Annotated in this window: 17 protein-coding genes; 4 read left to right on the top strand and 13 right to left on the bottom strand. The window is 64.5% G+C overall.

The annotated features are described in order from the left end of the window. Positions 1-6: 6 nt before the first annotated feature. Positions 7-963, top strand: coding sequence for a PDR/VanB family oxidoreductase (locus BGK68_RS13070; protein WP_075257459.1), 957 nt, complete (start codon positions 7-9; stop codon positions 961-963). A 209-nt stretch (positions 964-1,172) separates the two neighbouring features. On the opposite strand, the gene hpaC is transcribed toward BGK68_RS13070, so the two are convergent. Then, positions 1,173-1,745 (bottom strand): 4-hydroxyphenylacetate 3-monooxygenase, reductase component, encoded by a 573-nt coding sequence (gene hpaC / locus BGK68_RS13065; RefSeq protein ID WP_075257458.1) that lies wholly within the window; start codon positions 1,743-1,745, stop codon positions 1,173-1,175. A 313-nt stretch (positions 1,746-2,058) separates the two neighbouring features. Between hpaC and BGK68_RS13060 the strand changes: the two genes are divergently transcribed. Then, complete coding sequence (locus tag BGK68_RS13060; RefSeq protein ID WP_075257457.1) at positions 2,059-2,703, top strand: response regulator transcription factor; 645 nt, start codon at positions 2,059-2,061, stop codon at positions 2,701-2,703. Positions 2,704-2,775: 72 nt separating this feature from the next. Here the strand turns inward: BGK68_RS13060 and BGK68_RS13055 are convergent, their stop codons facing one another. Beyond that, a complete protein-coding gene (locus BGK68_RS13055; protein WP_075257456.1) occupies positions 2,776-4,323 on the bottom strand; it encodes a methyl-accepting chemotaxis protein in 1,548 nt (515 codons plus the stop codon). Positions 4,324-4,736: 413 nt separating this feature from the next. On the opposite strand from BGK68_RS13055, the gene BGK68_RS13050 reads away from it, so the two are divergent. Beyond that, a complete protein-coding gene (locus tag BGK68_RS13050; protein WP_075257455.1) occupies positions 4,737-5,354 on the top strand; it encodes a nucleotidyltransferase family protein in 618 nt (205 codons plus the stop codon). A 141-nt stretch (positions 5,355-5,495) separates the two neighbouring features. Here BGK68_RS13050 and BGK68_RS13045 read toward each other — a convergent pair whose 3' ends face one another. From BGK68_RS13045 to BGK68_RS13020, 6 genes are all read right to left on the bottom strand, one after another. Beyond that, positions 5,496-6,812 carry an MFS transporter gene (locus BGK68_RS13045; protein WP_075257454.1) on the bottom strand — a complete coding sequence of 439 codons (1,317 nt, stop codon included), beginning with the start codon at positions 6,810-6,812 and terminating at the stop codon, positions 5,496-5,498. Positions 6,813-6,949: 137 nt separating this feature from the next. Continuing rightward, positions 6,950-8,104 carry an FAD-dependent monooxygenase gene (locus BGK68_RS13040; RefSeq protein ID WP_075257453.1) on the bottom strand — a complete coding sequence of 385 codons (1,155 nt, stop codon included), beginning with the start codon at positions 8,102-8,104 and terminating at the stop codon, positions 6,950-6,952. Between the two features lie 295 nt (positions 8,105-8,399). Then, the gene (locus BGK68_RS13035; protein WP_075257452.1) at positions 8,400-9,437 is read right to left on the bottom strand and encodes an XdhC family protein; all 1,038 of its coding nucleotides are present in this window, start codon (positions 9,435-9,437) and stop codon (positions 8,400-8,402) included. 46 nt (positions 9,438-9,483) lie between these two features. Beyond that, the gene (locus BGK68_RS13030) at positions 9,484-10,524 is read right to left on the bottom strand and encodes a porin (RefSeq protein ID WP_075257451.1); all 1,041 of its coding nucleotides are present in this window, start codon (positions 10,522-10,524) and stop codon (positions 9,484-9,486) included. A 92-nt stretch (positions 10,525-10,616) separates the two neighbouring features. Beyond that, positions 10,617-12,227, bottom strand: a complete 1,611-nt coding sequence (locus tag BGK68_RS13025; protein ID WP_083657805.1) for a methyl-accepting chemotaxis protein — start codon at positions 12,225-12,227, stop codon at positions 10,617-10,619. A gap of 476 nt (positions 12,228-12,703) precedes the next feature. Continuing rightward, a complete protein-coding gene (locus tag BGK68_RS13020) occupies positions 12,704-13,318 on the bottom strand; it encodes a flavin reductase family protein (protein ID WP_075257450.1) in 615 nt (204 codons plus the stop codon). Between the two features lie 206 nt (positions 13,319-13,524). On the opposite strand from BGK68_RS13020, the gene BGK68_RS13015 reads away from it, so the two are divergent. Then, complete coding sequence (locus BGK68_RS13015) at positions 13,525-13,965, top strand: MarR family winged helix-turn-helix transcriptional regulator (protein ID WP_198937198.1); 441 nt, start codon at positions 13,525-13,527, stop codon at positions 13,963-13,965. Between the two features lie 23 nt (positions 13,966-13,988). Here BGK68_RS13015 and BGK68_RS13010 read toward each other — a convergent pair whose 3' ends face one another. Genes BGK68_RS13010 through BGK68_RS12990 form a run of 5 tightly spaced genes read right to left on the bottom strand, consistent with a single transcriptional unit; the run spans position 13,989 to position 19,690 of the window. After that, the gene (locus BGK68_RS13010; RefSeq protein ID WP_075257448.1) at positions 13,989-16,268 is read right to left on the bottom strand and encodes a xanthine dehydrogenase family protein molybdopterin-binding subunit; all 2,280 of its coding nucleotides are present in this window, start codon (positions 16,266-16,268) and stop codon (positions 13,989-13,991) included. Positions 16,269-16,328: 60 nt separating this feature from the next. After that, complete coding sequence (locus tag BGK68_RS13005) at positions 16,329-16,952, bottom strand: N-carbamoylsarcosine amidohydrolase (protein ID WP_075257447.1); 624 nt, start codon at positions 16,950-16,952, stop codon at positions 16,329-16,331. Between the two features lie 43 nt (positions 16,953-16,995). After that, a complete protein-coding gene (locus tag BGK68_RS13000) occupies positions 16,996-18,051 on the bottom strand; it encodes a M29 family metallopeptidase (RefSeq protein ID WP_075257446.1) in 1,056 nt (351 codons plus the stop codon). 39 nt (positions 18,052-18,090) lie between these two features. Continuing rightward, positions 18,091-18,924: an alpha/beta fold hydrolase gene (locus tag BGK68_RS12995; protein WP_075257445.1), complete on the bottom strand. Its 834-nt coding sequence runs from the start codon at positions 18,922-18,924 to the stop codon at positions 18,091-18,093. Positions 18,925-18,934: 10 nt separating this feature from the next. Next, entirely contained in the window at positions 18,935-19,690 is a 756-nt protein-coding gene (locus tag BGK68_RS12990) for a maleate cis-trans isomerase family protein (RefSeq protein ID WP_013233344.1), read from the bottom strand. Between the last annotated feature and the right edge of the window lie 347 nt (positions 19,691-20,037).

Genomic DNA, 20,037 nt, shown 5'->3' with positions numbered 1-20,037 from the left:
GGCCTCATGAAACTGATCGTAGACACCCTCACCGACGAAACCGGCGACATCCGTTCCTTCCGCCTGGTGCGCGCCGATGGCGCACCGCTGCCGGCCTACGAGCCGGGCGCGCACATCGACGTCACCGGGCCGACCGGGATCATGCGCCAATACTCGCTATGCGGACCGCTGGAAGACCGTTGCGGCTATACCATCGCCGTCAAGCGCGAGAGCGCCTCGCGCGGCGGCTCGGCGGCGCTGCACGATGCGGTCAAGGCAGGCATGGAGCTGGAAGTGGGCACGCCGCGCAACCTCTTCGCGCTCGACGCCAGCGCACCGGAGCATCTGCTCTTTGGTGCGGGCATTGGGGTCACGCCGCTGCTGGCGATGGCCTATCGCCTGTGGGCCGAAGAGAAGCGCTTCACGCTGCACTACTTCGTGCGCGCGCGCGAACATGCGGCCTTTGCCGACCTGCTGGAGAATGCGCCCTTTGCCGCGCATGTGCGCTTCCACTATGCGGTCATGCCTGCGCAGATGGAGCATTACCTCACCGCCTGCCTGGAAGCCGGCAGCAAAGAAGCCCACGTCTATACCTGCGGCCCTGCGTCCTTCATGGACGCCGTGGTCAAGTGCGCGTCCGCCACCCGCAGCGAAGAGGCCATCCACCTGGAGCACTTCCAGGCCGCGCCAGCGGCCCCGGCTGCTGCGGGCGGTGATGGCGCCTTCGAGGTCAAGCTGGCCAGTTCGGGCAAGGTGGTGCAGATTCCGGTCGGCATTCCCATCGTCGATATCCTGGCGCGCGAGGGCATCGTCATCGATACTTCCTGCCGCGAAGGCATTTGCGGCACCTGCGTGGTGCCGCTGCTGGAGGGCGAGCCGGATCATCGCGACAATTGCCTGTCCAAGAAGGAGAAGGCGGCCAATGACCAGATCTGCACTTGCGTCTCGCGGGCCAGGTCGGGGATGCTGGTGTTGGATCTCTGAGGTCCCATCAACCGTTCGGACTGAGTAGGCCCGCAGGGCCGTATCGAAGGCGCAGCGCTGGTTGCGACCGTGGTGTGTCTTCGTTACGCCGCTGCGCGGCTACTCAGTCCGAACGGCATTTTTATAATCCAAGCAGACGCGCGCAAAAGCATGAATGCCGTTCAGCATTGCGCTGAACGGCATTCATCTTTGTATCCTTGCTAAAAGATTTACAGCGCCGTGCGCTTGACCTTGTGGAATAGCCGATTGAAGTAGATGAGGCTATCCTTCTTCTCATTGACCTTGACCTCCGCCAGCTCGACGAACATGACGGAGTGGGTGCCCACTTCCTTGAACTCGCGGATACGCCCCTGCAGTTTCACCAGCGCATCAGCCAGCACCGGCTGATCCAGTTCCCCCGGCTGCTCCCAGATATCCCAGGCAAAGCGTTCCTCCATGGGTACCTTGGTTGCACCGGAGAAATGCATGGCCAGTTGTTCCAGTTCGTCCGAGAGCACATTCACGCACAGCCGCCCATTCTTCCTGAAGACATCATGCATGGCGCTGCTGCGGTTGATGCAGACCAGGATGGTGGGCGGCGTATCGGTGACCGAACATACCGCACTGGCGGTGATGCCGCAGCGGCCGCCCTCGCCATTGGTGGTGATGATGGACACCGCCGCCGGCAGGTGCGCCATGGCATGACGGAATTCCAGTTGCTCCGGCGCCAGCGCCGGACGGGCCGCGCTGGCAGCGGAGGTGGATGGATGGACGGTGGCGGTCTGCACTGCGTTGGCGCTCATAGGGACTCCCTGGTTTGCACGCCGATGATGCACGGCGCTCGATAACAGCAGGTTAAGGCATGCCCATGGTGCAGACAATGCGTGCCACATGCCCGCCCCACCGGGGATTGCGGCAGCGCACCTAGGTAAAAATACCTAGATCACACCCCTGATGACAGTGTTACAGTGACGCTGATCCCAAGAATTTCAGGCCTGTTTTTTGCATAGATCAAGACGTGGTGTTTTGATTTGTGCCGACCGGACCATCAAGAAATCGAGAGGGTCGGAAATAGCGCCGGTGCACACCGGCTCCATTTTGACGAGACGAGGAGTAATGATGGAAACCAACCCGCCGGTGGTCTACATCGTTGATGATGACGAAGCCGTGCGCACATCGCTGGCCTGGCTGCTGAGCTCGGTCAACATCCGCACCGAATGCTTCGAAGGACCGGAAGCCTTTCTCAAGGCCTACGACGCCAACAGCCTGTCCTGCCTGATCCTGGATGTGCGCATGCCCGAGATCAGCGGCTTCCAGCTGCAGGACCGCTTGAAGGAGATCGGCGCCGACATTCCGGTGATCTTTGTCTCCGGACATGGCGACATCCCGATGTCGGTGCGCGCGCTGCACAATGGCGCGGTCGACTTCCTGGAAAAACCCTACAACTCCCAGCAGATGCTGGAGCGCATCCAGATGACGCTCAAGCACGTGGCCGGCAACATGCAGGCCCGCACGCGTCGCCAGCAACTCAAGGCGCGCCTCAAGACGCTGACCGCGCGTGAACGCGAGATCCTGGAAAAGGTCATCATGGGCCAGTCCAGCAAGCTCATCGCCCGCGAACTCAATATCAGCGTCAAGACGGTGGATGTGCATCGCGCCAGCGTGAAGGACAAGCTGGGCTGCCAGAGCACGGCCACGCTGGTGCGTGACGTGCTGATGGATTTCGGCACCGACTTCCTGCGGCTGCCTAAAGCTGCCTAGCTGCCTAGCTGCCCAAGGCAGCCTGATCCCGCCGAAGCGCATGGCGCCGGCCCGGATGGGCCGGCGGCTGCTTTACGCTGCCTGCAGTGAGAAGAAGGCTACTGCCCGCTTCAATTGCGCAGCCTGGTCTTCCAGCGACTTGGCGGCCGCCGCGGCTTGCTCCACCAGCGCGGCGTTCTGCTGGGTCACGCCATCCATCTGTCCCACTGCCTGGTTGACCTGGTGGATGCCTTCGGCCTGCTGGCGGCTGGCGGTGCTGATCTCGCCCACCAGCGTATGCGCACCCTGCACGCTGCCCACCACTTCCTGCATGGTCTTGCCGGCCTGCTCCACCAGCGTGCTGCCGGCGCTGACCTTGCCTACCGAATCGTCGATGAGCTGCTTGATTTCCTTGGCCGCCGCCGCCGAGCGCTGGGCCAGCGCCCGCACTTCGGAAGCCACCACCGCAAAGCCACGCCCCTGCTCGCCGGCGCGGGCTGCTTCGACGGCCGCGTTCAGGGCCAGGATATTGGTCTGGAAGGCGATGCCATCGATCACCCCGATGATGTCCACGATCTTGCGCGAGGAATCATTGATGGTGGCCATGGTGGAGATCAACTGATCCATCACCGCACCGCCCTGGCCGGCCACCGACGCGGCGGTGCTGACCAGTTCATTGGCCTGGTGCGCATTGTCGGAATTGGTGCGTACGCTGGAAGTCAGTTCTTCGATGGACGCCGCCGTCTGTTCCAGCGCACCGGCCTGTTCTTCGGTCCGGGCCGAGAGGTCCAGGTTGCCATTGGCGATCTCGCCGGAAGCCATGGCAATGCTGTCGGCACCATGTCGCACGGTCGAGACCACGCCATGCAGGCGCTCGCTCATGCCTTGCAGCGACGCCACCAGTTGGCCCAGTTCGTCGCGCCCCACCGCCTGGGTGCGCGAAGTCAGGTCGCCTGCGGCGACGCGCTGGGAAATGGCCAGCGCCGCATGCACAGGCCGGGTGATGCTGCGCGTGAGCAGAACCGCAAACGCAATGCCGCACAGCAGGATCACCACTTCCAGCAGCATGATCTGGTACTGGCTGGACGTCGCATCCTGCTGGATCTGGGCGGAAATCTGATCGATGCGGGCGCGCTCGAAGTCCAGCAGGGCGCGCATGGCGTCCTGGGTGGACTTGGCGATGCCCACATATTGCTTCTGGTAGAGCTCCTCGACCTGGGCCGCGTCGCCCTGCTTCTTGGCCGCGTAGATCTGGTCACGAATGGTCAGGAATTGTTTGCGCGCCACATTGATGGCCGCAAACATCTTCTTTTCTTCCTCGCTGGCCAGCAGTTGCTCCACATCCTTGAGGGTCTGGGCCGATTCCTTGCTGGAGGCGGCGGCCTCCTTGCCGAGGAAGGCTTCCAGTTCAGGATCGTGGCTCTTGACCACGGTGGTGGTGCGCTGGATGGCGATCAACAGCAGCGTGTTCCATTGCGAGACCAGGCGTTCGGTCTTGAGCGGCACGTCCATCATCTGCTGGGTCTGCGCCGCCACGGTCTTGAGCCGCCAGATCCCCACAGCCGCCACCACCATCGAAAACACCAGCACTACCGCAAAACCCGCCCCCAGGCGCGAGCCGATACGTATGTTCTTGATCATTGATTCTTTCCATCGCTACCGCGTTATTCTCGGCATCCCCGGGGGACGGACCCCACCCTGCTTCCGTCCCAGCCGGCTTGCCCCCCAAGCCGATCTAGCAAGACTGGTGCCTGCGTTGCTGTTACGCAATCGATTCTAGAAGTGCGTTACGTTGCCGACTATATCAAAATTAAGAAATGTCCCATGCCGAAAAAGCAAGGCATGGCGGTAAAGCAGCGTGCAGCGTGGCGTGCAGAACACAAGGGGAGGAAAATGTTATGAAATAAAAAACATAAATATCTGTTGGCAAACGGCCCCGGCGCAACCGGGAAGCCACTCTAGCGCACCCCAGAGCACCCCGACCAGGAAAGCGGCGCTGGGCGAACTTGGGCACAATAGCGCCTTCCCGCCTGCTTTCTTTGCACCCACGCCACATGACCGCCCCATCCTCTCCACCCATCGCCCTGCTCCTGGCAGCCGGCCGCGGCAGCCGCTTCAATGCGCATGAAGAGAAGCTGCTGCAAGCCTTTCCCCATCACGACGGACATCCCGGCATGGTCGCCACCGCGGCCGCCGCCGCGCTGCTGGAGGTGATGCCGGTGCTGGCCGTGGTGCCCGGACCGGGCGCGCTGGCCGAGGCCCTGCGCGCGCAAGGCTGCGCGATCTGCATGCCCGCGCCAGCGGCATCGCGGGAAATGAGCGCGTCCTTGCGATGCGGCGTGCAGCACAGCGCCCAGGCCTCGGGCTGGCTGGTAGCGCTGGCCGACATGCCGTGCGTGCAAGTGTCCACCCTCTGCCTGCTGCGCGACGCGCTGGCCGCCGGCGCACCCATCGTGGCCCCGGTCATGCAGGGCCGGCGCGGCCACCCGGTCGGATTCGGACGCGCTCACCTGGACGCACTGCTGGCCTTGCAGGGCGACCAGGGCGCACGCGCCTTGCTGAAGACACATCCGGTGACGGAGCTGGAGGTGACGGATGAGGGCATCTTTGCCGATGTGGATACGGCAGAGGATCTGCGCCGGGTGCGGGAGATAGCGCAATCTCAGAGATGACAGATTCCAGCCGGCGGAATTTTCCTGGCGCCTCTCAAAAGAACTTAATGAACTGCCGTGGCCCGTCACCGCAGCAACAAAAAAGCCACCGCATGCGGTGGCTCCCCTTGAACCGGCCAGCGCACTGGCGCGCAGTCTCAACTACTCCAGCGCACGATTGCGCGACTCCACATCCACGCAAAGAATGGCCACGGCGCCTGCCACCAGGAAGGCCGACAGCATCGCCAGCGCCAGCGTGAAATGGCTGGCCATGACGGGCGCCACGATGGCCGGGGCGAACAAGCCGCCGAAGCGGGCCACCGCGCCGGCCGTGCCCATGCCGCTGGCGCGCAGGTCGGTAGGATAGACCTCGGGCGTGAAGGCGTACAGCGCGGCCCAGGTACCCAGCAGGGAAAAACTCAACAACAGCGTGGAACCAACCACCAGCATGGGGTCCTTGCCCAGGCTGTAGAGCATGCAGCCCACCGCCGAGAGCACCAGGAAGCCCACCAGCGTGGGTTTGCGGCCCCAGCGCTCCACCCCATAGGCCGACAGCGCATAACCGGGCAACTGCACCAGCGCCAGGAAGATCAGGAAGATCTGCCCACGCATGAAACCGAAGCCTTCCGAACCCAGCTTGACCGGCAGATAGACGAACACGCCATAGTAGGCAATCGAGATCAAGCCCCAGGCCAGGTACAGCGACAGGCTGCGGCGGCGCAGGGCAGCCGAGAACAGCGCGCTCATGGGCTTGCGCTCCACCACCTCGGGTTGCAGCGGCGGGATCGGCGTGCTGCTGCCATTGACCTTGGCCACCCGCTCCAGCACCTGGCGTGCGGCGTCGGACTTGCCGCTGCGGTTGAGATACATCGGCGACTCCGGCACATAGAAGCGCAACACCACGCCCACCAGGGCCGGCAGGCCGGTGACGAAGAAGATCACGCGCCAGGCGTCATTGCCCCAGCTCACCGCCACCAGCGCCAGCACGGCCAGGCAGATCGTGCCGATGGCCCAGAACGATTCCAGCATCACCAGCCAGCGCCCGCGTCGCGCACTGGGCAGGAACTCGGCCATCATGGTGTAGTCCACCGGCAGCGTGCCGCCCACGCCGATACCGGTCAGCAGGCGCAAGGCCAAGAGCCAGGTGAAATCGGGCGCGAAGGCCGAGGCCACGCCGAAGCAGGCATCGATCACCACCGCCCCCATGAGCACCGGACGGCGGCCGATGCGGTCGGCCAGGCGGCCAAAGACGAAGGCACCCAGCAGCATGCCGACAAAGAACATCGTGCCGCTCTGCAGCGCCTGCGGCACGGTCAGGCCGAAGGTCTTGGCGATGGTCGGCGCCGAGAAGCCGATGGACAGGACCTGCATCGCATCGGCCAGCCAGACCAGACCGAAGATGACGAACAAGCGATACTGGAACTTCCCGACCCCGGCGGCCTGTAGCCCCTGTTCCACTGACGCGGGTAGCGTGGACATGCAACTCTCCTCAAATGTTCAAAACGGCGCCAGGCATCCTGGCTACCGTACCGGTGGTGACCGGCGACACGATGCAAGAGCCGAGCCTTCCTCGCTTTCCCTCGAAGCGGGCCCGGCGGTCAATCAACCAAGCGCGCTCAGGCGGCAGCCTTGCTGGGCGCGACCAGCGGCTCGGTGAAGACGTCGTAGCCAAAGCACCAGGACGGATCTTCATTGGTGCGCAGCCAGGTATTGTCATGCGAGATGCGCTGCACCTTGCTGGCGCGGGCGGCGCGATTGGCTTCGTAGAGCGCGAAGGCATCGGCATAGTGGCTCACGCCCACTTCCTTGAAGCAGCGCGCCAGCATGGCGCCATCCTCGATGGCCATGGCGGCGCCCTGGGCCATGTGCGGCTTCATCGGGTGGCAGGCGTCGCCCAGCAGCACCAGACGGCCACGGCTCCACAGCGGCAGCGGATCGCGTTCCAGCAGGGACCACTTGGTCACTTCCACGGTCGCGTCCACCAGCGCCTGCACCGTCGGGTGCCAGCCGTGGAAGGTCTCGCGCATTTCTTCCTTGCTCGAGGGCAGCCAGCGGTCGTTCAGATCCCACTTCTCCACCGGCACGCCGGTCACGTAGTAAAGCTCGTTGGCCTTGCTGGTGACGAAGTAGACCATCATGTGACGGTCATCGCTCCACCACTTCACGCAGGCATCGAAGGGCAGCATGCCGGCCTTGAGTTCGGGCGTGGGGAAGACTGCGCGGTGCGCCAGGTAGCCGGCGTACTTGGGCGGCTCCACCCCCAGCAGTTCTTCGCGGATGCGCGAGTTCACGCCATCGGCGCCGATGACGATATCGGCTTCTTCGATGGTGCCATCGGCAAAGCTGAGGATCACCACATCGCCACGGTCCTCCACCTTGGTGAGGCACTTGCCGAAGCTCAGGCGCTCGCTGGGCAGCGCCTTGATCAGCAGCTCGTGGAAGTCGCCCCGGTGCACCGTGAGGTAGGACGCGCCATAGTGCTTGAGCGCGTAATCACCCAGCGGAATCTGCGCCAGCACGTCGCCAGTCTGCCAGTGACGGCTGTACCAGAAATCGGGACGGGAACCCTGGCGGTTCATCTCATCCTCGATGCCAATGCGGCGCAGTACCTTCATGACGTTGGGCCCAACGTGGATGCCCGCACCCAGGCGCGAGAAACCGGGCGCCTGCTCATAGACGCGCACATTGAAACCTTCCTGCAACAGCAGCGCGGCGGTTGCCGCACCACCCAAGCCAGCGCCGACGACGGCGATACGAGGGGAATTGGACACACTGATCTCCTTGCGAAATGGGGAAAAACCTACGACGAGAAATCCGGTACACGTCGAATTAAATACAGTGTACACACTCTATTTTTAAAAGAATAGATGTTTATCGAAGAGATTTTTCTTGCTGCATTGCAGTGCAGTTTATGCCCATTAATAGGCATACAAACCCCATACTGGTGCGACTATGCGGGGAGCGCACGGAATCCGCAAAGCAAGATCCCGCACAGCGCAATTTAAAGCGTACACATCATTGTTTACAGGAATAATCCGGACAAAGGTTGCGCCAGGCTCGCCATAACTAACCATGACGCAATCTGCACGCATTCCCCGAAGACTCAGCAGCAGGCGCGCCACGCAGCGACTTGGCCTCTTCAACACCCCACACGCGTGGCAGCAACACGCCATTACGCACGGCCACGATCTCGGCCATGACAGAAATGGCGATCTCGGCGGGCGTCTTGCTGCCGATGAAGATCCCCACCGGTCCGCGCAGCGCCTGCAGCTGCGCAGCAGTGAGGTCGAACAGCCGCAGCCGTTCGCGTCGCGCATGGTTGTTGGCGCGCGAACCGAGCGCACCGACATAGAAGGCCGGCGTCTTGAGCGCCTGCATCAGCGCCAGGTCATCAAGCTTGGGATCGTGCGTCAAGGCCAGCACAGCCGAACACGCATCGGGCTGCATCGCATCCACGGTGTCGTCGGGCATGCTGCGCACCAGTTCCACGCCCGCCAGATCCCACTGATCGAGGTACTCGCTGCGCGGATCACAGACCGTCACCTGGAAATCCAGCGCCAGCGCCATCGCACAGAGGATGCGCGACAGCTCTCCCGCACCGATGACCAGCAGGCGATAGCGCGGACCATGCACCGTCACCAGTGCATGCGCATCCACCTGCAGGATGCTGCCTGAAGGCGCCGGCTCCAGGCTCACCGCGCCGCTGCGCAGGCAAAGCCGCCGCCGCACCAGCCGACCTTCGGCCAGCATGGACAGCAACTCGCCGATGCGGCTCTGCGCCGACAAGGGTTCGGTCACCAGCTCCAGGGTGCCGCCACAGGGCAGGCCGAAGCGATGCGCCTGGTCGGCATCGACGCCATAGACCAGCCGCCCCGGCGGCTGCGGCACGATGCCATCGCGCTGCACGCTGGCGATGAGATCATCCTCGATGCAACCGCCCGAGACCGAACCCACCAGCGCACCATCGTCACGCAAGGCCAGCATCGCCCCGACCGGCCGCGGCGCCGAACCCCAGGTGCGCACCACCGTGGCCAGCAACACGCCACGGCCAGCCTCAAGCCACTGCTGACTGCGCTTGAGTACATCGAGGTCGATACTGTCCATTGCTTGACTCCTCTCCAGAACCTCAGAACTTCAGAACATCACAAACTCAGAACAGATGGCGGATACCCACCTGAACCCCATTGACCGTGCCGCCCGAAACCGGCACATTCTTGGTGATCGGCGCAGCACCCGCCAGCGAGAAGCTCGCGCCATTGTTGTTGGCCAGGTGAGCATAGGTGGCGTAGAGCATGGTCCGGCGCGACAGGTCATAGGTGCCGATCAGGCTGAACTGGCGCGCATTGCGGCCCGCACCCGTGCTGTCCTTGGCCCAGCCATAGCCGGCGCCGAGCGTGGCCTGGCCAGTCAGGCGATAGTTGGCCGACAGCGAATAGGCACTGTAGTACGAACCGGGCGTATTGGCACTGGCCGCCGCACCCAGGTTGTTGCCCCGGTAATAGCCGAGGAAGACCTTGCCACTGCCGTAATCATAGGCGCCGCCGGCAAAGGTGGAGCGGATGGTGATGTTGTCATTGGCGCTGTTCTGGGCCGAGCTGCTCACGCCCAGGTAGAGCGGGCCGCTCTCGTACTCCCCCGCCAGCATGGCGGTGGACAGGCCGTTGCGCGGCGCGGTCTGCTCACCCAGCCCATAGTAGGCCTGCACCCTGAAACCGCGCATCACCGGCGAGAGGTAGCCGATCACGTTGTCGTAGCGCGGCGTGTAGGCCGAGACGTTGTTGAGGAAGGACGCATAGGTCGCGCCCGCAAAGGCGTCCAGGCGCGCGATCATCAGGAAGCCCGGCGAATTCTGCCGTCCCAGGCGCAGCTCGCCCAGCTCGTTGCCCAGGCCGACCCAGGACTGGCGATTGAACAGACGGGTGCTATCGTGCATGGCCCCGCTATCGGAAGCAAAGCCATTTTCCATCTGGAAGTTGGCGCGCAGTCCGCCGCCCAGGTCTTCGCTGCCCTTGAAACCCACCCGACTGGCCTGGTAGCCGCCACTGTCCAGCGACGCCACCGAGCCTTTGCCGGTCGCATTGGTGTAACCCATGTAGGTATCGATCACGCCATAGAGGGTGACGTTGGATTGCGCCAGCGCGCCACCCGCGCACAACAGACTTGCCACGCCGACTGCCCATGCCTTTTTCATGTTTCTTCATCCCTTTGATTGATGTGTTGGAGGTACCGCCACTGCCTTGCCGTCCCGGTCAGCCGGGCTTCTTCTGGAAATCCTTGCTGCGCCTACTGACGTGTACGGAACATCGCCACCGACTGCTCCAGCCGCTGGCTCTGCTCGGCCAGCGCCGCAGCGGCAGAAGCCGCCTGCTCGACCATGGCAGCGTTCTGGCGCACGGCGTCATCGATCTGTCCGATGACATGGTTGATGTGCGCGATCTCGCCGCCTTGCTGGCGCGAGGCCTCGCTGATCTCGCCGACGGTCACGCCGACCTTGCGCGCCAGCTCGACAATCTGCTCCAGGCTCTCGCCAGCCTGGCCTGCCAGGTTCACGCCATTGGCCACATCGCTGCCCGAGCGCGCCAGCAATTCACTGATCTGGCGCACCGCGTCGCTGCTGCGCTGGGCCAGGCTGCGCACTTCACTGGCCACCACGGCAAACCCGCGTCCGTGCGCACCGGCGCGCGCCGCTTCGACGGCGGCATTGAGCGCCAGGATGTTGGTCTGGAAGGCAATGCCCTCGATCACCGAGGAAATCTCGGCAATGCCGCTGGCGCTGCGCGAGATCTCATCCATGCTGCCGATCACCTGGCGCACCAGCACGCTGCCAGCTTCGGCGGCCTGCACCGACGCCGTGGCCAGCCCGTGCGCCTGGCCGGCGCTGGCGGCATTGCGCTGCACGGCGCTGTCCAGCTCGGCCATGCGATGGGCGCTTTGCTCGACGGCGGCAGCGGTCTCTTCGGTGCGGGCCGCCAGGTCCATGTTGGCGTCGGAAATTTCCGCTGCCGCCCCGCCCACCGTGGCCACGCCTTCACGCAAGTCGCGCACCAGGCTGGCCAGGCTCTTCTGCATCACATCCATGCTCATCGCCAGGCGGGCGACCTCGTCATCGCTGCCGCCCTGCTGAGCCACCACCTGCGTGAGGTCGCCCGCGCCGATGCTGCGCGCATGCCTCAACATCCCCTCCACCGGCCGGCTCACGCGGCGCGCCGCCAGCGCCAGCACCAGCGCCTGCCAGAGCGAGAGCAGCACGACCACCACCGCCTGCCACCCTGCCGCAGCACCAGAACCCGTCAGCCAGAGCAGCGCCACCAACAGCAGCGCAGCATTGAGACCTTGGGCAAAACGCATGCGCCAGGCCAGCGTGGGCGTCAAGCTGATACGCAGCAAGCGGCCAATGCCGCGCAAGCCCAGCCGCCCTTCCCGCAATTCCCACCAGCGTCCCGCGCCGCGTCGACGCGCGGCGGTGAAGGCGCGCATCCGGCGTACCTCATGATCGGCGGCCCGGGTACGCACCGTGGTATGGCCGACGTGCGCACCATCGACCATGGTGCGGGTGATGGTGGCCCTGGCCCAGAAGCAGCGGCCATCCTTGCCGCGATGACGCATCACCCCGGTCCACGCACCGCGCGCCTTGACCGTGCGCCACAGGTCCACACCCAGTTCGGGCGGCATATCGGGCGCATACATCATGCTGGCCGGCTGCCCCAGCAACTCATCAGCGGCGTAGCCGCTGCGCCTGACGAAGGCCGCATTGACATAGACCATCCGCCCCTCGATGTCGGTGCGCGTGATCAGGTACTCATCCTCGCCCAGGGCCATGTCGGCCTGGACATCCTCGTTTCCATGGCCGAGCGCCGGCAGCCGTGGATCTTGCGTAGCGGTTAACGACAACATCTTCCTCTCCTGTGCGGCGCCGCCGGATCATGCCGGCGGCAGTTCTCGCGCAGCATCCTCAGTCCGTACCAACGGGATGATGCAAGCGCGACTCATCAATTATTTTTTATGACGCACACACTCTATATTTAGCGTGTAAGCAAAATATAGACCAGCTTTGACCGAGCGCAAGAAGGCAGTGCGCAGGCCGGATTAATATGGATTAAATGGGGATATACAGGGAATCCAGCTTGTCTCCACGGCGATTCCAAAGCCGCTTACAGATTTATTATTTATAATGTACACACCATATTAATGCGAAACGCGAAAACTGCACAAGCACAGTGCGTTGTGCACCACGACATCGCGACAGTGCTGGCGTTTCTGCTTGCGCCGAGCGCGCAAGCAGGATGCAAGAACGTCAATGGAGTGTCAGCAACAGCGCGCGCCGTCGATGGATCGACGACGCCTCTGCAGGAGCAGCACGGCCAGCCCGATCAGCGCGGACGCGGCAACGTGAAATTGGAGGCGTTGACGCTGCGGCCATACCATTCGCCGCCCATGCGAAAGAGCAGATCAACCTTGCCCGGATCGAGCTTGCCATCGCCATCGAGCAAGTCATCCTGGACATGCGCAACCAGCACTTCGCCCAACACCAGATGGCAAGACGGCGCGTGGCGCGGATACGGCTCCAGCATGGCCAGCCTGCACTCGAAGCTGGCCGCAGCGTCCGCCACACGGGGCGGGGCCACGCTCTGGCTGGGCGCGGCGGTCACGCCGCAGGCCTCGAACTCGCTAACGCCGGCCTCGAAGGGAAAGGACGTCTCGTTGAGCTGCGCAGCCTGCGCGGGCGCAGCGAGATTGACCACGAACTCGCCGCGCTCATCGATATTGAGCACCGTATCCTTGAGCTTGCCGCCCCGCTGCAACAAGGGGCAGATCAGCAAGGTGGGCGGCTTGCCGGTGACCATCTGGAAGAAGCTGAAGGGCGCCAGGTTCGCGCGTCCCTGCGCATCCAGGGTCGAGACCCAGGCGATGGGCCGCGGCACGATCAGCGACGACATCCATTCATAAGCCTCGACGGGCTTGAGCCCCGCGAAATCAATCAACATACTTGCCTACCTCTCCGATGAAAACCACAGCAACACGCTCTTCCCCCACCGCCAAACGGACTGCGCCGGCGCGCCAGCGCGCCAAGGCTTCCGCTGGCACCGCATCTACTACGTATACAGCGGGCAAACAGGACATTAGAATCAGCAGCTGCCCTCTGCTCGCCGCCGGCGACCAGGGCATGCCAAGCCACTCATCTCTGGTGCCCATGACCAAGAAGACCGTTTCTGCCAATTATCACTTTTCCGACCAGATCGGCCACCTGCTGCGCCGCGCCTACCAGCGCCATGCCGCCATCTTCCAGCAGCACATCCCGGATTCGCAGTTGACGGCCGCGCAGTTCGTGACCCTGTGCGCCATCCGCGACCTGGAGACCTGCTCGCTGTCGGACATCGTCAAGGTGACCGCCATCGACCAGGCTACCATCCGCGGCATCGTCGAGCGCCTCAAGGCGCGCGGCCTGATCGAGCTGTCCCACGACGAGGCCGACCGCCGCAAGGTGCTGGTGTCGCTCAGCAAGAGCGCCGCCACGCTGGTGGCCGACACCGTGCCCTTCGCCGCCCAGATCAGCGAGGCGACCTATGGCAACCTCAATCCGGCTGAACGTGTGGCGCTGGTGTTCCTGCTGCGCAAGATGATCGAGGAGTAGGCTGCGCAGTCCGCGTGGACTGCTCACCCCGCCGCCAGCGGTTCCTGCAGCGCCGCCAGGATGCACTCCGCATTGAAGGGCGGCTGGCGCAGGCGTCTGCCGGTGGCGTCGAAGAGCGCATTGGACAAGGCCGCCGCACTCGGCACCGAGGCCGATTCGCCGGCGCCCATGGGCGGCTGGTCCTGGCGCTCCATCAACACGATCTCGATGGGCGGCACTTCGGTGAAATGCAGGATGGGATAGGCACCCCACTCCAGGCTGCTGGCCCCCTGTGGCCCAAAGGCCACCCGCTCCTTGAGCACCCGGCTCAGGGATTGCAGGATATTGCCGTGCATCTGGTGGCGCACCCCGGCCGGGTTGACCATCATGCCGGTATCCTGTCCCACCACCAGCGAGGTGACGGCCAGCGCGCCCGTGACCGGATCGACTTCGACATCGATGACCCAGGCCGACCAGGCCGCCCCAAAGCCCGGAAACTTGCTATGGACGTAACGTGCATAGGCGATGCCGCGACCGCGCAGCTTGCCGTCGGCCTGCACCTGCCCGCGCGAGCCCTGGGCATGCGTGACCCATCCAGCCTTGTGCGCCACCGCCTGCAACAGCTCACTGGCGCGCTCGTCCGGCAGATGCGCCAGCCGGAAAGCCAGCCGGTCCGCGCCGGCCAGCTCGGCCAATTCGTCGATGAAGACCTCGTGGGCAAAGGAATTGGGCATGGCCGACACCCCGCGCAACCATCCGGCGCGCACGATGGGCGCGACATCATCGCAATCGATCTGCATGTGCGGGTAGGCATAGGGCGGCAAGGCGGTGCGGTCGCCCATTTCCAGCACGCGCGGTTCTGGCGCGATCTTGCCGGTCAACAGCAAGGCCAGCACCGGCGCATCATTGGAGGGATAACGGGTCTGGAAGCGATAGTGCGAGAGCCGGCCCTGGGCATCGACGCCGCCGCACACATCCATGAGTTGGGCCGCCCCCTTGGGCTCCCAGGCGTGTTCCTGCTCGCGGGTGAGCTGCACCCGCACCGGCCGGCCCACGGCGCGTGAAAGCAAGGCCGCATCGGCCACCACATCGTCTGCGCAATTGCGGCCATAGCAGCCGGAGGCTTCCAGCCGGATCACTTCGATGCTGCCCTCGTCCAGATCACACAGACGCGACAGGTCGATGCGCATCACATGGGGATTCTGGGTGCCGGACCAGACCGTCAGGCCTTGCGCCCGCCAGTCCGCCACCGCGCAAGACGGCCCGATGGATGCATGCAGCTGATAGGGCCAGACATAGGTCCGCTCGATGTGGCCAGCGGCGTTAGAAATAGCCGCCTCCATGTCGCCCTGCCGCACCAGCTCGCGCCGCTGGGCGGGCAGGCTGCGCAGGCGCGCTTCCAGGTCGTCCATGGGCGGCAGCGGCGGGATGCTCTTCCACTGCACCTTCAGTTCGCGCATGGCGCGTTGCGCCTGCTCTTCCCGCTCGGCCACCACGCCGATGAAATCACCCTCCACCACCACCGCGACCAGGCCGGGAATATGGGCCACCGACTGGCGATCCACCGCCAGCAGGCTGCGGCCAACGAAATCCCCGCCGTCGCGGCCCGGATGCGGTGGGCGCACCACGCGGCCATGCAACATGCCAGGCACGCGCACGTCATGCACATACACAGGCTGCGCGCGCACCTTGGCCGGAATATCGACCCGCTGCGAGCTACGTCCCACCAGCGTGTACTGACTCACCGGCTTGAGCGGCACCTCGCCGGATTCCAGCGTGAGCACGACGCGTTGCCCGCGCAGCAATTCGAAATAGCTGATGGTGCGCCCCGCCACGTCGCCATCGATGATGCAGCCGGCCTCCACGCGCAGGCGCTCGGCTGTGGTCTCCCAGCGCGCGGCGGCCATCGCCAGCAGGTGCTCGCGCGCCTGGGCGGCCGCACGGCGCAACGGCATGGCGGAAATCTGGATGGTGGCGCTGGCAATCGTCGGCCCCTGGTTCGGCGCCTCCTCGGTATGCCCGAGGATCATGCGGACCTGCTCCATGGACACGCTCAGCTCTTCGGCCACGATCTGCGCCAGCGCGGTGCGGATGCCGGTGCCCAGATCGACGTGGCCATTGAAGGCCAGCACCTGCCCCTCGCCCAGGATGGCCACGAACACATCCGGCAAGGGCTGCACATAGGAAGACGCCGCCCCCGGCTGGCCGGGCGCGGGCTTCACGCCCGGCTGGGCCGCCCGGGTCACCAGCAGCGCGTCGCTGCGCGAGAGTAGCTGGCGGCGGGCCTCGCGCGGGGTCGGGGCGGTAGGGTTCATTGCTTGCATGTCAGCGCATCTTGCATGTCACATTCATCGGGTTCGCACCGGCCTTGCCCGCTGCGGACATCAACGCTGGCTGACCACCTGCATGGCCTCGTCCAGCGGCATCACGGCCGCATACTTCTGCGCCATGTCGAACAGATTGGCCTCGTGCGGGCCGATGGCGCGGTCACCCACGCAATCCGACACCACCAGCGGGCGGAAGCCCCAGGACATGGCGTCGACCACGCTGGCGCGTACGCAACCGCTGGTCACCGCACCGGCCACCAGCAGGGTCTGCACGCCATGCTGCGTGAGCCACGGCGCCAGCGAGGTGCCAAAGAAGGCCGACGGCACAGTCTTGCGCACCACCAGCTCACCGTTGGCCGGGGTCAGTTCCGGCACGATGGCGCTGCCGGGCAGGTCTTCCTTGAGGGTCACCATGCCAGGCACCTTCATGCCGAAGATGTTGCGGTCGGCGTCATCATCGGCGAACACGATGCGGCTGTGCGCCACCGGCCAGCCTTGCTGGCGGGCATGCGCCAGGAGGCTTCGCGTGCGCTCGATGGCCTGCGGGATGTTGCCGCCGCCGAACTGCTGCGGATCGGCGAAGCTGTTGACGAAATCGACAATCAGCAGCCCGAACGGCGGCTTCATTTCCAGCGTCTGGCCAAAGCCCTGGCGCTGGTAGGTTTCCACTTCCTTGTGCATCGTATCTTCCTTTGCGGGAGGCTGCCGGTGAAGCCGGCCCGCCTCATTTCGAATTGCCGTAGACGAAACCGTCCAATACCTTGCCCTCCTTGACCACTGGCACGCCATCGAGCGCCACCGTGCAGCGGCGCAGCGGGATATCGATGTGGCAGGCCGTGGTGCGGCTGCCGCCCGCCTCATTGTTGGGGCCGAAGGAGAACAGGAAATTGCCTTCGTAGGCGCGGGCATCCATGCCGATGGTGGCCTCGCGGTCGTACATGGCCAGGGTGGACCATTGCGCGCGCGGTTGCAGGCCCCAGCCGATGTGCGACATGGCATAGGCTTCCGGGTCCTTGAAGGAGGCCATGTAGTCGCTCAGCAGTTCGGCGTCGAGCCCGCCTTCGATACGGGTGACGAAGCCATCCTTGACCGTGACCTCGATGGCTTCCTGCGCATAGCACTTCATGGGCAAGAGGATATCGCCACGATCGATGACCAGGGTGCCGTTGGTCTGGCGCTCGTTGGGCCAGGTCAGCACGAATCCGCTGGGCCAATGGTCCCAGCGGCCCGGCTGGTCCACAAAGCCATATTCCTGGATCACCGGGAACTCGCCCAGCGGACAGCGCAGGTCGGTGCCGGCGTCGGAGCTGATGTGCATCTCCCGCTTGCCTTCCAGGAGGCGCGCCGCCTGGGCGACACGGCGGCGATCATCCTCGCTGGGCACCATGCGCACCAGCACTTCGGGCGGCTCCACCGCCAGCAGGATCTTGGTGCCGGTGGCGAGGATCTCGTACTGCTCGGGCGAGAACAGCAGGGTCATCAGGTCCAGTACCAGGTCGCTTTCCTTGAGGGCGGCGATGGCGGCGCGGTTGCCGGTCAGCGGGGTGGTGCCGAGGTAGGCCAATGAGTCGCGGCTCAGGGCCTTTTCCGCATTGACCGGCGGCAAGTCGAGACGATTGACGGTCGCGCCCATGAGCGCAGCGGCGGTCATGGCGGTGGACAGGGTCTGCGGATGGGTGCTGCTGCTGGTGAGGACGGTGACGATCTGTCCCGCCTCCAGCCTGGACAAGCTCAGTACCTGCTTCCAGGCGCTGATCAGGTCATGGTCGCTGACGGCCATGGTGTTCTCCTTTGCAATCGGTCATTCGATGAGCGGAATCTACAGTGTCGCGCCGAGGAAGTCGCCGAAGGCGGCGTAGAAGCCGGCCTCGTTATCCCAGGGGATCATGTGGCCGGCGTCTTCCACGCGGCTCACCACCACCTGCGGCAGCAGGCTGCGGATCTCGGCCACATCCTCGGGCAGGATGACGTCGCCGCGCGAGGCTTGCATCAGCATCACCGGCAGCCGCAGCGCGGGCAGGTCGGCATGGAAGTCACCGGTATGGAATTCCTCGAAGCTGGCGATGACGGCGCGCTCGTCGCAGGTGTGCAGCCATTCGGCGCGCAACTGCAATTGCTCCTCGGTCCAGGTCGCACAGAAGGCGCGCATCTGCTCGGCCGAACATCCCTCGCGCGCCAGGCGCATCGAATCCACATACCAGGGCAGCTTGGACGGATAGGCGCGGCGGCCCGGACCGGATACCGGCGGGTCCACCATCACCAGCCGCGTCAATCCCTGCGGCGCCTGGCGCGCAGCGCGCGCGCCGATGCGTGCGCCCATGGAATGGCCGACGATGGCGTAACGCTGCAAGCCCAGCGCCTGGGCCAGCGCGATCACATCGGCGGCCTGGGCGTCCACGCTGTAGTCCAGCGTATCGGAAGCCGATGAAAGACCACGGCCGCGCACATCCAGCACATAGGTATCGAACTGCTGGCCGAAGCGCTCGCCGACAAAGCCCCAGGTCACCGCAGGACTGGTGATGCCGGGCAGGATGATGACGGCGTCGCGACTGGCGCGCGCACCGTCGTTGCCGCCATAGCGCAGGTAATGCTGACGGATGCCGTTGGCCTGGACGTTGGCGCCGTAGAGGAAGCTGCTGGAGCGGCTATGCATGGCGCGCCTCTCAGTAAGCGCCGGAGAGCAACGCACCCGCGCCCGGCACGATGCGGTCCAGCTCCAGGCGCTTGAGCATGGCGTAGGTCGTGGCCACGGCCGCGGTGATGACGGGCTTGCCGGTCATCGCCTCGACCTGGGCGATCACCGGCAGCGAGGGCATCTGCACGCAGGCCGAGAGGACGATGGCGTCAACCTGGCTGGTATCCATCTGGGCCACGATGGCGGGCAGCCTGGCCGGGTCATGACGGGCTACGTCGAGGTTGTCGGGGATTTCCAGGGCACGATAGTCCAGCACTTCATAACCTTCATGGCGGATGTAATCGACCACCAGCTCGGTCAAGGGCTTCATGTAGGGCGCCACGACCACGATCTTCTTCGCGCCGATGACCTTCAAGGCATCGATGAGCGCGCCGGCGCTGGTGACCACCGGCGCGTCGGCGCCATTGGCGGCGGTGTGGGCGGTCAGGCGCTGCTCGGACTGGCGATGATAGCCGCGCCCCATGGCCATGATGGCCACCAGGCAGGCGTAACCCAGCACATCCACGCGAGCGTCCGAGAGCTCGACGGCGCAGCGATCGGACTCACCATCCATGGCCGCCAGCTCTTCCTTGACCACCTTCTTCATGCGCATGCGGCTGGAGTGGAAGGTGAAACGCTCGGGGCGGATCGCCTGGCGCGCCGTCAACATGGCCGGGATCTCGGTCTCCATGGTGGTGTTGGAACTGGGGACGATTTGCCCGATACGGTAAAGACGCTGCTGCATGTGAGGTTCTCCTTGATCTGCCGCGGTCACGCGAAGTTCGCTAATTTGTAATGCATACACTATATTTAATCATTTCCCGGATCTTTGCAACAGCGTTTTTCATGCGCACCAGCAGAACCGCGCATTTCCCTATTTATGTGCGATGCAGCACCAAATACGGGAGTTTACAGGCCTATATCGCACCAGTTCGAGGCCGCGCAATGCAACATGGAAATTGGCGATTTACTTGGCATTATTCAATGTGTACACTCTTTTTCAAGACAAAGAAGGAGGTCCGCCTGACAGCCCCCGCAAGCGCAGGCATACTCCCCGCAGCAAGCGCATTGGCATGAAGGATGCTTCACCAT

The sequence above is a fragment of the Herbaspirillum camelliae genome (genome assembly GCF_001929405.1).
Lineage (GTDB): Bacteria > Pseudomonadota > Gammaproteobacteria > Burkholderiales > Burkholderiaceae_D > Herbaspirillum > Herbaspirillum seropedicae.
This window is presented reverse-complemented; position numbering and strand designations above follow the sequence as displayed.

Excerpts from the sequence above, each read along its gene's own strand:
- BGK68_RS13030 (WP_075257451.1), bottom strand. The coding sequence starts at position 10,524 with ATGAAAAAGGCATGGGCAGTCGGCGTGGCAAGTCTGTTGTGCGCGGGT.
- BGK68_RS13025 (WP_083657805.1), bottom strand. The coding sequence starts at position 12,227 with ATGTTGTCGTTAACCGCTACGCAAGATCCACGGCTGCCGGCGCTCGGC.
- BGK68_RS13005 (WP_075257447.1), bottom strand. The coding sequence starts at position 16,952 with ATGCACAAGGAAGTGGAAACCTACCAGCGCCAGGGCTTTGGCCAGACG.
- BGK68_RS13045 (WP_075257454.1), bottom strand. The coding sequence starts at position 6,812 with ATGTCCACGCTACCCGCGTCAGTGGAACAGGGGCTACAGGCCGCCGGG.
- BGK68_RS13035 (WP_075257452.1), bottom strand. The coding sequence starts at position 9,437 with ATGGACAGTATCGACCTCGATGTACTCAAGCGCAGTCAGCAGTGGCTT.
- BGK68_RS13000 (WP_075257446.1), bottom strand. The coding sequence starts at position 18,051 with ATGGCCGTCAGCGACCATGACCTGATCAGCGCCTGGAAGCAGGTACTG.
- BGK68_RS13060 (WP_075257457.1), top strand. The coding sequence starts at position 2,059 with ATGATGGAAACCAACCCGCCGGTGGTCTACATCGTTGATGATGACGAA.
- BGK68_RS12990 (WP_013233344.1), bottom strand. The coding sequence starts at position 19,690 with ATGCAGCAGCGTCTTTACCGTATCGGGCAAATCGTCCCCAGTTCCAAC.
- BGK68_RS13015 (WP_198937198.1), top strand. The coding sequence starts at position 13,525 with ATGACCAAGAAGACCGTTTCTGCCAATTATCACTTTTCCGACCAGATC.
- BGK68_RS13020 (WP_075257450.1), bottom strand. The coding sequence starts at position 13,318 with ATGTTGATTGATTTCGCGGGGCTCAAGCCCGTCGAGGCTTATGAATGG.
- BGK68_RS13050 (WP_075257455.1), top strand. The coding sequence starts at position 4,737 with ATGACCGCCCCATCCTCTCCACCCATCGCCCTGCTCCTGGCAGCCGGC.
- BGK68_RS13055 (WP_075257456.1), bottom strand. The coding sequence starts at position 4,323 with ATGATCAAGAACATACGTATCGGCTCGCGCCTGGGGGCGGGTTTTGCG.
- hpaC (WP_075257458.1), bottom strand. The coding sequence starts at position 1,745 with ATGAGCGCCAACGCAGTGCAGACCGCCACCGTCCATCCATCCACCTCC.
- BGK68_RS13070 (WP_075257459.1), top strand. The coding sequence starts at position 7 with ATGAAACTGATCGTAGACACCCTCACCGACGAAACCGGCGACATCCGT.
- BGK68_RS12995 (WP_075257445.1), bottom strand. The coding sequence starts at position 18,924 with ATGCATAGCCGCTCCAGCAGCTTCCTCTACGGCGCCAACGTCCAGGCC.
- BGK68_RS13010 (WP_075257448.1), bottom strand. The coding sequence starts at position 16,268 with ATGCAAGCAATGAACCCTACCGCCCCGACCCCGCGCGAGGCCCGCCGC.